This is a genomic window from Bradyrhizobium sp. USDA 4532, from assembly GCF_024171315.1.
In the GTDB taxonomy this organism is placed as follows: Bacteria; Pseudomonadota; Alphaproteobacteria; order Rhizobiales; family Xanthobacteraceae; genus Bradyrhizobium; species Bradyrhizobium australafricanum.
The window spans coordinates 8,679,777-8,693,383 of record NZ_JALJZN010000001.1 but is presented as its reverse complement, the minus strand read 5'-3'; the positions used below and the strand labels follow the sequence as shown (position 1 = coordinate 8,693,383).

17 protein-coding genes and 2 pseudogenes are annotated in these 13,607 nt (G+C 60.9%); 11 read left to right on the top strand and 8 right to left on the bottom strand.

Annotated features, from left to right (window positions below; translation table 11 throughout):
* Positions 1 to 394: 394 nt before the first annotated feature.
* Positions 395 to 1,024 carry a 2-hydroxychromene-2-carboxylate isomerase gene (locus J2R76_RS40175; RefSeq protein ID WP_253626142.1) on the top strand — a complete coding sequence of 210 codons (630 nt, stop codon included), beginning with the start codon at positions 395 to 397 and terminating at the stop codon, positions 1,022 to 1,024.
* 39 nt (positions 1,025 to 1,063) lie between these two features.
* On the opposite strand, the gene J2R76_RS40170 is transcribed toward J2R76_RS40175, so the two are convergent.
* Together J2R76_RS40170 and J2R76_RS40165 are read right to left on the bottom strand one after the other, a co-directional pair.
* Positions 1,064 to 2,074: a glutathione S-transferase N-terminal domain-containing protein gene (locus J2R76_RS40170; protein WP_253625949.1), complete on the bottom strand. Its 1,011-nt coding sequence runs from the start codon at positions 2,072 to 2,074 to the stop codon at positions 1,064 to 1,066.
* Positions 2,071 to 3,567, bottom strand: coding sequence for a M81 family metallopeptidase (locus J2R76_RS40165; RefSeq protein WP_253625948.1), 1,497 nt, complete (start codon positions 3,565 to 3,567; stop codon positions 2,071 to 2,073). Before J2R76_RS40165 ends, J2R76_RS40170 begins: the two co-directional genes overlap by 4 nt.
* A 186-nt stretch (positions 3,568 to 3,753) precedes the next feature.
* Between J2R76_RS40165 and J2R76_RS40160 the strand changes: the two genes are divergently transcribed.
* The 3 genes from J2R76_RS40160 (at position 3,754) to J2R76_RS41185 (ending at position 5,905) form a co-directional block, all read left to right on the top strand.
* Positions 3,754 to 4,548 (top strand): class II aldolase/adducin family protein, encoded by a 795-nt coding sequence (locus J2R76_RS40160; protein WP_168856052.1) that lies wholly within the window; start codon positions 3,754 to 3,756, stop codon positions 4,546 to 4,548.
* 470 nt (positions 4,549 to 5,018) lie between these two features.
* A complete protein-coding gene (locus tag J2R76_RS40155; RefSeq protein ID WP_016847329.1) occupies positions 5,019 to 5,210 on the top strand; it encodes a hypothetical protein in 192 nt (63 codons plus the stop codon).
* 479 nt (positions 5,211 to 5,689) lie between these two features.
* Positions 5,690 to 5,905 carry a hypothetical protein gene (locus J2R76_RS41185; RefSeq protein ID WP_375166561.1) on the top strand — a complete coding sequence of 72 codons (216 nt, stop codon included), beginning with the start codon at positions 5,690 to 5,692 and terminating at the stop codon, positions 5,903 to 5,905.
* Between the two features lie 74 nt (positions 5,906 to 5,979).
* On the opposite strand, the gene J2R76_RS40145 is transcribed toward J2R76_RS41185, so the two are convergent.
* Positions 5,980 to 6,180, bottom strand: coding sequence for a hypothetical protein (locus J2R76_RS40145; protein ID WP_016847327.1), 201 nt, complete (start codon positions 6,178 to 6,180; stop codon positions 5,980 to 5,982).
* A gap of 152 nt (positions 6,181 to 6,332) precedes the next feature.
* Here J2R76_RS40145 and J2R76_RS40140 point away from each other — a divergent pair, with 152 nt between their 5' ends.
* Complete coding sequence (locus J2R76_RS40140; RefSeq protein ID WP_016847326.1) at positions 6,333 to 6,527, top strand: hypothetical protein; 195 nt, start codon at positions 6,333 to 6,335, stop codon at positions 6,525 to 6,527.
* Between the two features lie 123 nt (positions 6,528 to 6,650).
* The gene (locus J2R76_RS40135; protein WP_253625947.1) at positions 6,651 to 7,244 is read left to right on the top strand and encodes a DoxX family protein; all 594 of its coding nucleotides are present in this window, start codon (positions 6,651 to 6,653) and stop codon (positions 7,242 to 7,244) included.
* Positions 7,245 to 8,190: 946 nt separating this feature from the next.
* On the opposite strand, the gene J2R76_RS40130 is transcribed toward J2R76_RS40135, so the two are convergent.
* From J2R76_RS40130 to J2R76_RS40115, 4 genes are all read right to left on the bottom strand, one after another.
* Positions 8,191 to 8,373 carry a hypothetical protein gene (locus J2R76_RS40130; RefSeq protein ID WP_018272863.1) on the bottom strand — a complete coding sequence of 61 codons (183 nt, stop codon included), beginning with the start codon at positions 8,371 to 8,373 and terminating at the stop codon, positions 8,191 to 8,193.
* Between the two features lie 496 nt (positions 8,374 to 8,869).
* The gene (locus J2R76_RS40125; RefSeq protein ID WP_253625946.1) at positions 8,870 to 10,276 is read right to left on the bottom strand and encodes an adenylate/guanylate cyclase domain-containing protein; all 1,407 of its coding nucleotides are present in this window, start codon (positions 10,274 to 10,276) and stop codon (positions 8,870 to 8,872) included.
* 82 nt (positions 10,277 to 10,358) lie between these two features.
* Positions 10,359 to 10,574 carry a hypothetical protein gene (locus tag J2R76_RS40120; protein WP_253625945.1) on the bottom strand — a complete coding sequence of 72 codons (216 nt, stop codon included), beginning with the start codon at positions 10,572 to 10,574 and terminating at the stop codon, positions 10,359 to 10,361.
* The gene (locus J2R76_RS40115; protein ID WP_253625944.1) at positions 10,571 to 10,738 is read right to left on the bottom strand and encodes a hypothetical protein; all 168 of its coding nucleotides are present in this window, start codon (positions 10,736 to 10,738) and stop codon (positions 10,571 to 10,573) included. Before J2R76_RS40115 ends, J2R76_RS40120 begins: the two co-directional genes overlap by 4 nt.
* A gap of 237 nt (positions 10,739 to 10,975) precedes the next feature.
* Between J2R76_RS40115 and J2R76_RS40110 the strand changes: the two genes are divergently transcribed.
* From J2R76_RS40110 to J2R76_RS40100, 3 genes and pseudogenes are all read left to right on the top strand, one after another.
* The gene (locus tag J2R76_RS40110; protein ID WP_253625943.1) at positions 10,976 to 11,389 is read left to right on the top strand and encodes a hypothetical protein; all 414 of its coding nucleotides are present in this window, start codon (positions 10,976 to 10,978) and stop codon (positions 11,387 to 11,389) included.
* A 23-nt stretch (positions 11,390 to 11,412) separates the two neighbouring features.
* Positions 11,413 to 11,835, top strand: coding sequence for a lipocalin-like domain-containing protein (locus J2R76_RS40105; protein WP_253625942.1), 423 nt, complete (start codon positions 11,413 to 11,415; stop codon positions 11,833 to 11,835).
* Between the two features lie 16 nt (positions 11,836 to 11,851).
* Positions 11,852 to 12,163, top strand: a pseudogene (locus J2R76_RS40100) (SOS response-associated peptidase family protein); the annotation flags it as partial.
* 62 nt (positions 12,164 to 12,225) lie between these two features.
* Here J2R76_RS40100 and J2R76_RS40095 read toward each other — a convergent pair.
* A pseudogene (locus J2R76_RS40095) lies at positions 12,226 to 12,672 on the bottom strand (invasion associated locus B family protein); the annotation flags it as partial.
* Positions 12,673 to 12,888: 216 nt separating this feature from the next.
* On the opposite strand from J2R76_RS40095, the gene J2R76_RS40740 reads away from it, so the two are divergent.
* Together J2R76_RS40740 and J2R76_RS40090 are read left to right on the top strand one after the other, a co-directional pair.
* A complete protein-coding gene (locus J2R76_RS40740) occupies positions 12,889 to 13,017 on the top strand; it encodes a hypothetical protein (protein ID WP_256521342.1) in 129 nt (42 codons plus the stop codon).
* A 64-nt stretch (positions 13,018 to 13,081) separates the two neighbouring features.
* Positions 13,082 to 13,546 (top strand): GNAT family N-acetyltransferase, encoded by a 465-nt coding sequence (locus tag J2R76_RS40090; RefSeq protein WP_253625941.1) that lies wholly within the window; start codon positions 13,082 to 13,084, stop codon positions 13,544 to 13,546.
* Positions 13,547 to 13,607: the final 61 nt, after the last annotated feature.

The window sequence follows — 13,607 nt, the reverse complement described above, 5'->3', positions numbered from 1 at the left end:
GGACGATTATGGGATCGGCCGTCAGGCAGCTGAAGCGGACAGATGTCCGTCGGCCCACCCTTGGAGAGGAGCATGACGCCACCGGCGCAAGCCAGCGACCTTGCTCAGCGGCAAGGTCTCGGTGCACGTTGAGGCAAACAGCAGCTGCTAGCCGCGTGCGCCACCGACAATCTGAACATATCCGCAGGACAGGAGCGCAAAGGCCACGCGCTTTTAGGTCCCGAAACACGACTGGTCGATACCAGACATCCTTCGCTAAAACGAAGTAGCAGGGCCCCGCGATGCTTGACTGCACCGGGGCCCGTTCGTTTGCCCGCGATCTCCCCTTCGTCACGCCGCATTGCGCCACCGCACGGGATCGGGAACAATTGTCGCGACGAGATGGGGAATGATGATGGAAAAGCCGCGGGTCCGAATCTACACCGACTACAAGTCTCCCTATGCCTATGTCGCCAACAAGCGGCTGTTCGAACTCGAGGAGACATACAGCGTCGAGCTGGAATGGCTGCCCTACACGCTGCGCATTCCCGAATTCATGGGCACGGTCGAGGAGCGTACACCGCACTTCTGGCGCAAGGTGCGCTACGCCTACATGGATGCGCGCCGGTTCGCCAACGCGCAGGGACTGACCATGAAGGGCCCGCGCCGGATCTACGACGCCTTCTACGCCAGCGCCGGGATGCTGTTCGCGCAGCGTCACGGGCTGTTCCGGCCTTATCACGATACGGTGTTCCGGAGGTTCTGGAATCACGAGCTGGAGATCGACGAGCTACCCGAGATTGCCGGCGTGATCACCGCGGTCGGTGGCTCCGCCGACGCCTTCGAGGCCTATGTTCGCGGCCCTGCCCGCGCCGAACATGATCGCATCATCGACGAGGCCGAAGCGCTCGGCGTGTTCGGCGTTCCCAGCATGGTGTTCAACGGCGAATTGTTCTGGGGCGGCGACCGCATCGACATGCTGATCGAGCGGATCAAGCAGCCGGAGACGATCGCGATCGCGCTTGGCAGCCGGCACCGGACGTAGGCGCCGACCGTTTCGAATCGGCCTATCGTCGCTGATCGATCAGCCTCCGTTCAGGATCGCCCAGCACGCGGTGCGTTCCAGCACGGGTTTCAACGCCGCGCGATCGCCGGCATCGAGCGCAGTAAACTTCTGGCGCAGCTGCTGCAGGCATTTGACCTGATATTTGAACGGCGCCAGCGCGTAGGGCAGTCCCCAGACGTTGATCTCGAGCCGTTCGAGGCCCTTGGCGAAGGCATCCGCGTTGGCCGCAAGGAACGGCAGATAAAGTTCGCCGGCGATCCGCAGCAGCGCCTCGGCGAACCCGCCAAGCGCCTGCTCACGAGGATACCAGTTACCCTCGACACCTGATGCATCGTCGAGCCGCCGCACCCAATGATCGGTGAACGGCGCGCGCTCGCGCATGATCCGCATCGGGGTCGGGTCGGTCGCCATCTCGCTGAGCTGGCCGAACCAGGCAAAATCCGCCAGCGACGGCCGGCTGCCGAACAGATAGCTGCTCATGCCGACATGCGGCTCGAACGCGGCAAGCGTACGCCGGTAGCTCTCCTCCAGCAGCGGCCTGTTCTCATCCGTCGCGCCGAGAATGACCATGCGCGAAATCTGCCGCTGCCGGAACTCTTCGATCTCCTCGCGGCTGCCGGCCTCGGCCTCCGATGTTGACCACTCCTCGCCGGCCCAGCGCGAGACATAGGCCTGGTCTTCCGGATCCCACCAACGATAGAGAAACAACGGCTTCACCGCCCATTCGTCGGCGAGGTCCTCGAGCAGATCGCTGATGAAAGCGATGGCCTTGTCTTCGGGGATCACCGACCGTCCCTGATGCCGCGCTTCCAGATCATAGGCCAGCGTCGTGGTCTCGCCGCGGTAGCTGCCGTCGGGATATTGCAGCACCGGGATCAGCATCGGCTTCAGATGCGCGGTTGCCTCGCGCAAAGCCTTGGTCATGATCACCCAGTCGTGCGGGATCCGGCGGTAGCGCATCAGCGCGCGCAGCTTGATCGCATAGGGCGACGCAGTCGAGCCGATCAGGCGATAGCGTCCCTCCGTCATGACGATTGCTCCAAAAACGCCGGATTGCCGTACGGATAGAACTGCGCGAGATCGACGTTCTTGTACGGCAGCTTGTCGAGACGCGTGGTACCGAGGAACGGCTCATCGGGTTCGACCAGGAGGATCGTCTTGGCAAATCCATTGTCGTCGAAGCCGCGCCGGAAATGGACCCGCGACTTGATCGCCATCACGTCAAAGGCGCCGATGTCGGGCACCAGCGCCTTCAGCGAAAACGGCTCCATGACCTGCACCAGATAGGTGGACAGGATCAGCACATTGTTGCGGCCGAAGCGCACGCAGACCCAGAATTGGCCGTAGCCCTCGCCCGTCGCCGAAACCGTGCCCTGAATCCGAACCGGATCGCCTGCCGACTCGTCGGCGCGACCACCGATCTCCATGTCGAAGGTATCGCCGGCCTTGGCGCCCGCGGCCTTCAGGCTTGCGGTCGCCCTGGCGTCGGCAATGGTCGCGATCACGGTGTTGGCGAGGTCCTGCGCGATGATCTCACGCAGCAGCCAGGTCGCCGACCCCGACCGGTCGCTGTGATCGGCCAGCACCACCGGTGTGTTGCCAGCGGCGACGGCCTGCTTGGCCAGCGCAATACCCTCGGTGATGCTGTACAGCCTGGTCGATTGCAGCAAGGGTTCGCGCAGCCGCCAGATCGTGCCGGCGAGATCGCGCGCGACCTGCTCGGCGAGCTTTGGATTGTCGTTGGTCAGAACCTGCACGGTCATGCCGACATCGGGAACGTCGGCGAACGGGAAGCCGAAGAAGATGTTGACATAGACGTCGACCTCGCGCGCCTCCCAGACCAGCGCGCGCTGCACGAGGTCCATCCAGGGCCGCGCCCCGGTCCATTGCAGCACCGTGGGCGAGATCACGGGAACCTTGATCGTCCTGTGCGCCGGCTTGTAATCGCCTCGGATCGCCCGCACCAGCATTCGCGCCGCGCGTTCGCCCTGCAGATGCGCGTCATAATGCGGGAAATATTTGACCGCGAATGCCATGTCCGCCTGCTCGAGGAACGCCTCATCCTCGTTGCCGTGGGGATCGAACGTCGCCGCGATGAAGGCGGAGCGGCCGACCACTTCGCGCACCTGCCGCGCCAGATCGGCTTCGGGACGCGGCACGCCGCGCACGGCCATCGCGCCATGCAAGCACAGATAGACGCCGTCGAACGGTCCCTCCTCCTTCAATCCGGCGATCATCTTGCCGGTGAAGGTGCGATAAGCTTCCTCGGTAATCCAGCCGGATCCGGTGTAAGTCTTCGGCCACAGCGGGGATTCGATGCCGACCAGTTCGACCTCGGAGAACTCGCGCGCCACCTGCACGAAGCCGCCCATGCAGTTCTTGGGATCGAACTGCAGCAGCGCCTCGCCTTTGGCCGGCGAGCCCGGATAGATGAAGTCGTCGAGCGTGGTCTCGTTCGGCAGGAACGAGACGGTTTCGTGGGAGAAATGCAGGACGGCGATACGTATCTTGCGATCGCTCATTTTGGTGCACCTCGGCTGTGTTCCGCATTGTGGCATTGAAGGCGCGGCGCGCCAATCCGCATTCGGTTTTTGCCCGCCAGACCTGCAAATACGCAGACGCAGCGCAGCTTGCCGCCGCGCGGATTCTGCTATGGTCCGCGGCAATGATCGGGCCGCGGCCCGCAGATACCTCAAGGAGAGAACGCCATGAATCCCCCCGTCAGTTCGCCCGCGATCAAGGTCGTCAAATCGGTTCGCGAGCAGGTGAGCGCCGAGGAGTGGCAGGCCCGCGTCGATCTTGCCGCCTGTTACCGGCTGACGGCGATGTACGGCATGACCGAGATGATCGCGAACCACATCTCCTGCCGGGTGCCCGGCACCACCGACCAGTTCCTGATCAATGCCTACGGCATGCTGTATGAGGAGATCGACGCCTCCAGCCTGATCAAGGTCGACGTCGAAGGCAACACGCTGCTCAACACAACCGACTATGACGTCAATGTCGCGGGCTTCGTCATTCACAGCGCCATCCACATGGCCAAGCACGACATGGATTGCGTCGCGCACACCCATACCCCGGCCGGCATGGCGGTCTCGGCGATGGAATGCGGCCTGCTGCCGCTGGCGCAGACCTCGATGCGCTTCCTGCACATCGCCTATCACGACTTCGAGGGCATCGCCGACAATGTCGACGAGCGCGAACGCCTTGTCCGCGACCTCGGTGACAACGAGGCGATGATCCTGCGCAACCATGGCCTCCTGGTCGTCGGCCGCACCGTGCCCGCCGCCTTCAACGTGCTGTTCCGCCTCGAGCGCGCCTGCCAGACCCAGGTGATGGCGCTGTCCTGCAACACCAAGCTGATCTATCCGCCGCAAAATATCCTCGAAGACACTTATGAGCGGATGCTGCCGAAGCCCGGCCGCGCCGCCCGCAACGGCGAACTCGCCTGGCCCGCTCTGCTGCGCAAGCTCGACCGGGCGGATCCATCGTATCGGGATTGAAAGCGAAAGCCGGCGCAGGCTTTCTCCATTCGTCGTCCCGGCGAAGGCCGGGACCCATAACCACAGGGTAGCGTTGTTGAAAAACAGGCCGTGGCCCCAGCGTCGCGCAACAATTCGCATTCGTGGTAATGGGTCCGGCCTTCGCCGGGACAACGCTGAAATTGTTGCACGATCTGTGAGTCACAAATCCGCGTTCTCGCGGCGTGTTTCGCCCGAGCTTTGCTCTTCGTTCCGCCCTCCCTGTTGAAGAGAGCGTAGGGAAAGTTGGGAGCCGATCGCACCCATGGGCCCCGAGCAATGGGTAGACTTGACGTGCCCCTCAAGCGGGTGAAGAAGCGCCGAGTGATCCAGCAGCCGCTGTCCGACCTGGCGGTCGAGATTGCCCGCGAGGCGCTCAGGGCATCGAACAAGCAATACGTCTTGGCCTGCCCGCTCGGCGATCAGCACGATCTACGCGGACGGCGGCGACCTTGGCCGGCGATCTTGGCTTTGATGATGCGTGGATCGCACGTTGCCTCGATCATTCCTCGAGCAAGAAGGCCGAGGTCGCCGTGCCCACCGTCACCGGCAAGGTCTACAATCATTCGACGCGAATGAAGGAAAATCGACGGCGTCGCGGCCGAGTTGCGACGGATCATTGGCAGCCTCGCAAAGCAACCTGAGACCAATCTACGTCTCGTCGCCTGAATTACGTGCGGAATACCAGACGGGCGTCTTGGGAGCCCGCACGTGTGGGACCCTTTCTTTGTAAAGCGGTGCGAAGCCATTTGGCTTACGCAAGGCCCCCGGCAGATGAGATGTCCATCTGGATCGACACGGGAGAACACCGCCGGCCCCTCGAATGATGAAACGCAAGAACCGAGGGGAGTGACTTTATGCGTCCCGAAGGGAACCATCTTCCTGCCAGGGCGTCAATTTGGAACTCGCTCAACGCTGCGGCGGGAGGTGGCCCCTTGGACACTATCGATATCTTAATCGTCGATGACGAGCATTTGGTCCACAGCTTCATTAGCGGTCCTCTTAGCGAGGCGGGCTTTGCGCCATTTGGCGTTTCGTCCGGCGATGAGGCGTTGAGTTTGTTGCGAGAAGTTGAGATAAGTACCGAGCCCTCGTCACCGATGTAAATCTCGGCGCGAATACGATGGATGGCTGGCAGCTTGCTCGCCGTGTCCGAGAAATGCATCCCGATTTTCCGATCGTTTACATGACCGGCGCCAGCGCCGAGCAATGGACTGCGAACGGCGTGCCCAACAGCATCCTTTTGACGAAGCCATTTGCGCCCGCCCAATTGGTGACTGCCGTCTCTCAACTGTTGAATGTTGGCACGTCTCCGCTCTGTCCAAAGGACTTGCCATAGCCGCGCCACCGGGTTTGCGACACAGATGGCGACATTCTAGGCTGCGTCATGTTTCGCCCGAGCCCATTTGCGGCTTAGTGCACCGTCTGCCGTCGATGCCGCGACACGTGCTCGATCAGTTCCGCGTTCAAACAATTTAGGATGCGCTCCAACTGCTCGTTGACCAGCAAGAGAGCCCTCAGAGCGCTGCGCACATCGCCGTCGCAGGCGGCAACGATCTCGTCTAGCTCCCGATCATATTCGTCCAGATAGTCGTTGGTCGTTGGGTGCGGCATACGAACAACATCCAAACAGAAAATACCGTCTCAGGATCGACGAGCACGCCGCTTGTCCTTGATATTCACAGGCGAGCGCCAAAGACCCGGTTGCATTTCGGCGAACGGCGATCTGCTCTGGACCCATACTTTCAACGGTTTTGGGAGATTACATGGTCGAGGTGTATTTCAATGTCAGACATGATCTGCTCGTCGTGAGAAAGGGTTTTCCGGTGCCGGCTGTCAGCGCTCAAGGTAAGTGGCGCAAGAGCAGAAGGAGGGTCGTCAGGGTCAGCGAGGAGATCAGACAGGCGGTCCAGAGCCACGGCTACTACATGCGTAAACTGCGCGATCTCAAGAAGAACTAGCACCGATCGGCACACAAAAGCCCGGCCGCCAATTAAGACGGCCGGGCGAAATGCAAATATGAACTCGATGAACACTGGGTATATGCTGCGGTGCGGGGCGAACTTCCATTCCGGATGAATACGGTGGCTCCGGTTTACCGGCATGTCGTCCGGGTTTTTACCGATAGACTGCATCGCGCGCAGCGCCTCCAATGGCTGCATTCTTTTATTAGTATTTGCGGTCGCGCCGTTCCGTCGGACGATCTCCTGCCAGTAGACCATGCGCTTCCGCTTCATTGGGAGCATGCGATAATCGACCAAAGGACTGCGCCTTACGCTGCGTTCATTTTGCGGATTACGATTGCCGGGCTGTTCCTGGCGGCGCTCTACGGCAAGTTCATCTTGAAGCCGATCAGTCTTTGGTGGAACGGCCTATTGAAAGCCGGATATCCAGAATGGGTGCTCACATACACGTTGAGCGCGGAATTCGCGGCGAGCATCCTGTTGCTGCTCGGCGTCTATACCCGCTGGGTGAGCTTGTACACGCTGCCGATGATGCTCGGTGCCACGCACTTCTGGATGGTCCGTAAGAACTTCTGGTTCGTCGAAGGCGGATGGGAAATGCCCTTTGTCTGGGCGGTGATGCTACTCGCCCAAGCACTGCTCGGCGATGGCGCCTTCGCATTGAAGGTGCCGGCGCTGCCTTGGGAGCGACGATTGCAAAAGGTGCCTGCATGAACTTGAGCGACGTCATGTGAGGATCGACGAGCCGAGGAGCGGCCCTAGCTCAGGTAGCTAGGGCCGCCGGTAAGCCCAAGGCGCAGTACACCCCTGCGCTCGTCCTCACTAGAGCGGAACCCCTAAGGTTGCATAGAGCCCGGGACTGCTAAATCCCAAAGGAGTGCCTCATCTGTCTCACCATCATCATGGTGGCGTCGGTGTATCGGCCGTGGGTGAGATACTGGTCTACCTGCGATGCACCTAGCAGCGCGAGGGCTGCAATCGCAAAACCTTTGATCATCGTGGGCCCCATAGGGAGACCGCCAACCGGGCTGGTCAGGTTGAGCATTCCGGAATGCGTTGTCGCTCGTCGCGACCTAACCGCAATGACCTAGACTGACACCAATTGGTAGAAAACCGTTAATCGGCAACGCCAGTCTGGGTTGCCGGCAGTGATATCGCGCGAGAGGCTTGATACTGCCGATCCCGTTAAGGTTTTCGGTGCGCGAGCGGGCCGGCTTTCAGGGCATTCGACGGGCGGCCTCTCTTTTCTATATGAACAGGGCAATAGCCACGATTGCGATGGGGCTTAGCCCGAGCGCCACGATGAGCGCGCTAAAAGGAAGGTCACTGCAACAACCCCTGCGTTTGGAGTTTTGGAACTCTACGCCCGGATGCTAGGGATCGCCGGTGCAATTTGTGCCACGGCAAAGCACCCTGGGGTGGTAAATAGCTGGTTCTCGGAGCATATTAGCCTTTATGAGACCGTGGCTAAAAATGGCGCTGATAGTTCTCGGCTTGTGCGCAGGCTGGATGGTCATCGGTTTATTGACCGTAGACGATGACGACGAATTCCACCAAGTCATCACGGCGTACAAAGCGCGCTAACTGGGACTGGCACTCGGTTCACCCACGGAGATCCCCGGACCGGCAGAACTACGACGCGAACACGGCAACCAAACTCCTATGTGCTCTGCGGTTTGGAAGCGTTGATCGTCCGTTCCACCTCATCAGCGAGCGCCCGATGATGGGCGGCTAGCTTGGCAAACAAGTCTTTCTTAGTCTCGTTGGTCGCGAGCTTGCTGATGAGTTCGCACTCCTCGGCCTCGACCCGAAGCTTCTCCAAGTGCGCCTTCATGTCCTTCATTTGAGGTTCCCCGATGCCGGGAACCATTTGAAGAGGGCGCTAGCGGACGTCAATACCCTGCGCTAATCGAGATATGAAACTCTGTTCACCCCGGAGAGCATCGGCAGTCCAAACGGGTAAGAGCAGATGGTGTCCAATGGAAATTGATGGGGCCAGAACATCTGATGGCGCCTCGTCAAACGAGTTCGTGGCCTAATCGGCAACGGGACCTAAGCTAAGGTACTTTGAGCCGTGCCCTCGAAAGGCGGTACGCGGGACGCCGGGCCTTTCGCGTATTTGGTCCCGTCTTTTCGCGATTTTGCTGCGCCGGGTTATCGTTGCGACTTCCGTAGGATAGCGCGATGAGCGATTTGGAACTGGTATGGCGATCATGGCGGGCGCTTTCGCGGCTTGACCGGCGGCGATCTATCGAGATGCTTCGGTCGCATTGCGCCGAGGAGCGCGCAACGGTGCTGCGCCGGAATGGCAGCGCCGTCTATGGCGTCAAGGCGGCCTACTATTTGCTCGCGGCGAAAAGATCCCATTTCCCGGGCAGCCCCTTTAATTCGTATGAGCCTCGCTCGGAGAACTTCAGATCGGTGCCTGCTACGAGGTCGGTGACCACCCGCGAGACAAATACCTCATTGCTTCCCGACTGCGACATCACCCGCGCGGCTGCGTGGACGGCAATGCCACCGATGTCGTTGCCTCTGATTTCGACCTCGCCGCAATGAAGACCTGCGCGTACGGGCAGGCCAATACTCTTGCTCTCTTCACTGAGCGCCAAGGCGCATCGCACAGCCCGCCCCGGACCGTCAAAGGTCGCCAGAACGCCATCGCCTGTGCTCTTCACCAAAGTGCCGCGATGCTTGCTGACAATCCGGCCGGAAAGATCGTCGTGATTGTCCAAGAGGTCGCGCCAACGGTGATCGCCGAGTTGCAAAGCGAGATTGGTCGATCCAACGATATCAGTAAAGAGAACGGTAGCGAGTATGCGCTCCAGATCAATTCCCTCGCTGGCGCGTTGTCCAGTGATGAATTCTTCGATGTCTCCGGTAAGGCGCTCAATGTCTCCCGTCCAGAACGCGTGATCGCCCGACGGATATTCAATGTATTTCGCTCCCGGGATACCGGCGGCGAGCTGGCGGCCTAACGTTACAGGCACCTGCGCGTCGGTTGTTCGGTGCAGCACTAGGGTTGGCGTGCGGACGACTGGGAGGATGGGGTTGATGTCTATCCGTCGGTTCGAAAGTATGTAGGATTTCAGTGCGCCAGGACTGCTGCCCAACTTTTCGAATTTTGCGATGCGAGCGAGTATCTCCGGATTGCCAGCATCACTCGCGAAAACTCGCTTGAGGAAGTCCCCGTTTCCCCAACTCTTTACGACGTAACCTAACCGTTCCTGAACCTCGGATGGCGTGAGGTTGGGCGGGAGCAGGTCTGATATCCGCGCCAGCCCTCCGAATAAGACCAAGTGGGAAACGCGCTCTGGGTAGGTCGTCGCGAATAGAACGCTCATCGACGCGCCTTCAGAGAAGCCAACTAGCGCAGCACGCTTGGAGTTGATTGCGTCCATGATCGTGCGGACATCGTCGATACGTTCCTCAAGAGACGGTACGTCGGCCAACCGATCTGATAGTCCTTGACCTCTCTTGTCGAACGTGACGACCCTTGAAAACTTCGCCAAGCGACGAAGAAAGCGCGTATAGCCCGGGAGTTCGTGCTGAAAATCGATGTGGGATATAATGCCCGGAACTAGGATAATGTCGGTGGGCCCGTCGCCCATGACTTGATAGGCGATGTTGAAGTCGCCGCTCTGCGCATACTGCGTCTCGGGCAACGCTACTTCCGTCATCGCGGCCCCCACCGTTTGTTCGCGTTTCCAACTATCTTCCAGATCAGGCCGGACATCAACGGACGTCATCCACCGTAAATGCCCGGTATTTGCCCGTCACACGATGGGCCGAAGCTATGGTCTGGCACCGGCGGACCTGAAGGTGAACGGTCTAAGGGCCTATTGGGACCCGCCGCGCCGCCGTGTCGATGTCCTCATGGGAGATGATCTGCAGCCGCTTGCACACCATCGAGGCGAACGCCTTCGACGTGTGCATCAGCTCGACCGCGAACTCCATCGCCTCGCGCTCCATGCCCCGGCGAACGCATTTCTGCATCGCTGAGACGCAGGCCATCGACGGAAGGCCGTTCCGGGTCGCGGGGATCATCGGCGCGCTCCCTTGACCGGGACGACGATGGTTTCACCCGCCACCCGGGCGGCGGCGATCTGGCGGGCCGCTTCGAGGGTGTAGGCGTGGACGGTGAACAGCGGCTTCCGGCGCTGGCCGGGTGCCGTCCGAAAGACGGCGAAGGGTTTCGGATTTGCTTGCACGCGCTTGCTCCTGTTGGAAGCCCGGGCGAACCCCGAGCTTCCACTTTCAGCCAGCTATCGCGAGCGATGTAAAACATTGTTTTCATTGAATAATCAGCTTTCTGGCACTTTTTTCGCTGCTGTCACGCGCGCGCGGGTCCGCCCGCTCTTGACCGGCCGGTTGTGCCCGCTGCGCGATTGGCTGCTAAACGTAGCGGCTTGCCGACCGGCTGACCTCTGAGCGATCTTTCGTCGATCATGGGCACCAAATCTCGCGAGAGCATCTATGGCGCGTCCGTCCGCGCGGCGGCTGAGCAGGCGGCGGAAGCGCGCAAGCGAGCAGACCGGCTGGCCTGCGAGGCTTGGAACGCGCGCATGCTCGGCTTCAAGGGACCGGCCCAGCCGTCGCCGACGCTGGGCGACGCGCTCAACGCCGGGTACGGCTATCTCGAAGTGCGCTGCCTCGGCTGCAACACCAACCAGACCGTTGCGCTCGACATCGTGCGACGCCCGAAGTCGACGCCGGTTCATGAGCTGGAGCGCTACATGCGCTGCAAGGAATGCTCCCGGGTCCAGGGGCGACCGTTCAAGCGCAGCCATCTGATCGCGCTGCGAGCTACCAAGATCACGGCGAATGACCCGCCATCGACGTGGTTGCCGGGCGAACGCTGAGGACTACCATTCGACGGGAGGAGATGATGGTACAGTCTGCTGATACCAATCCGCTTGTGGGCACTTGGAAACTCATTTCATTTCAGGTCGAGACCGAAGGTAGTAACGAGTTACAGCCATGGTGGGATGAGCATCCTGTGGGGTTTGTTACTTTTACCGAACAAGGGCGATTGCTGGCCTTGTTGACAGCTGGTGATCGGATCGCTTCAGCAACAGCCGATCAACTCATCGGTAGTATGTGTGCCTACTCAGGCCGATACCGCGTCGAAGGTAACCGTCTCAGCACAATTGTGGACAGCGCATGGCTTCCGGCTTGGATTGGCACAGACCAGCTTCGGACCTTGAAGCGAGACGGTGATACTTTGTCGCTCATGACGGACTTCCAAGAGCGTCCGAAGTTTCCCGGACGGCGCACTCGCGGCGTATTGATGTGGCGAAAGGAATGATCCCGGATCGCAGTCGATGTGCAACCTCTACAGCATCACGACCAACCAAGAGGCGATCATTCGCCTCTTTCGCGTCGTCAACCGCTACGTCGGCAACCTCCCGCCGATGCCCGGCGTGTTTCCCGACTATCCCGCGCCGGTGATCCGCAACACCGACACGGGCACCGAGATGGTGACGATGCGCTGGGGCATGCCGCCACCGCCACGTACGGGTGGGCCGCCGGTCACCAACATCCGCAACACGTCGTCGCCGCACTGGCGCGGCTGGCTCAAGCCGGAGAGCCGGTGCCTCGTCCCGGCCAACAGCTTCGCGGAGTACGCGCCAGAGGTGCGCTCCAGCGCCGCGGCGAAGCCGTTGAGGGGGACGTTAAAGACGACGGCCTGCCCGTTGCTGATGCTCTGTGCGGCAACGGTGAGCATTTTGGCCTTGCTGGTGGTGTCGGTCACGGCCGTGGGAAAGGATACCGGCAGCAAGCAGCCTTGCGCCGTGCAGGTGGAGAAGCGCGTCTGTTCGAGATCCTTGCCGTCAAGCTTGAGGACGGCCCCGGCGTCGAACTTCAGCCCGAACGGCATCAAGATGTTGCCTTCGGCCTTTCCGTCCCTGGGAATCAGTTCGATGGCGAAGATTTGCTGATTGGTTTCCTTGGCGAACTGTGTCTGCCCGAGGGTACACAGCTTGGCCCCGCCGTCGAGCTGGCATTTGACGATCCAGTCTCCGTAGGTCTCGCTGATCGCGGAAAGCGCCCTTGGGAAGCTGGACGGCGCGGACCACGCCGTCCATCGCGGACGTCCGGCTCCGTGTGTCGATCGGCATGGAGACGGTGCTCCCACTGGCATCCGACACATCGGGAGTTCGGGCGGCTTGCGCCGAACCGACGCCGACCATGACGACGAGAGCAACAATCGCCCGAAGACGCCTGTCTGCTGCGCTGACCGTCACCATTGCATTCACTCCGCCTCGTTACGTCCCGAAACCGACTTGCCTCTTCGTCGGCGTATTCGTGGGTATAATTCCCACGTGAACGAGATAGGTCTACGTGGAGAGCCGCTGATATGCAAGAGCTGATCGCCGCCGGTGTGATTGTCGCGATTGTTGCGTTCTGCGGCGGGTATTTCTGGGCAATTGCACGTGAAGCCAGGACCGCGAACAAGGCCGCGAACAAGCAACAACGCAAATGCTAGTCCGGCGCCTCGACCTTGCTCCCGTGATTTGCCCGCGGGATGCGTTTTCAACTAAGCTCGCCGGATGGACATGCTCGTCAAGCTCTACGCCCTGCCCGATTCCCGGCCCGCCTACGATCGATTGCTCAAGGTCGGAATTGTCATGCGCCGCGCGCTCGCCCCGGAAAAGCACAAGGTCGTGGCCTGGGTGCGGGAGACATTCAGCGAGGCGTGGGCCAGCGAAGCCGAGGTCGCGTTCAGCCGCCAACCCGTCTCCTGCTTCATCGCGATCCAGCAAAAGAAGATCCTCGGATTCGCCTGCCACGACGCAGCCTGTCGCAACTTCTTCGGTCCGACCGGGGTCGCGCCGAAGGCGCAGCAGGGCGGAATCGGCAAGGCGCTGCTGTTTGCCTGCCTCGAGGACATGAAGCACCAGGGTTTCGGCTACGCCATCATCGGCGGCGTCGGGCCGGCGGAATTCTATGCGAAAGCTGTCGGCGCGGTGGCCATCGAAGGCTCCGCGCCGGGGATCTATCGAGGATTGCTGTAGCTGCGCCGCAAGTCCATTTCCGTCTTGTCGCGCTACGAGACAGGCTGACAATGTCTGCGTT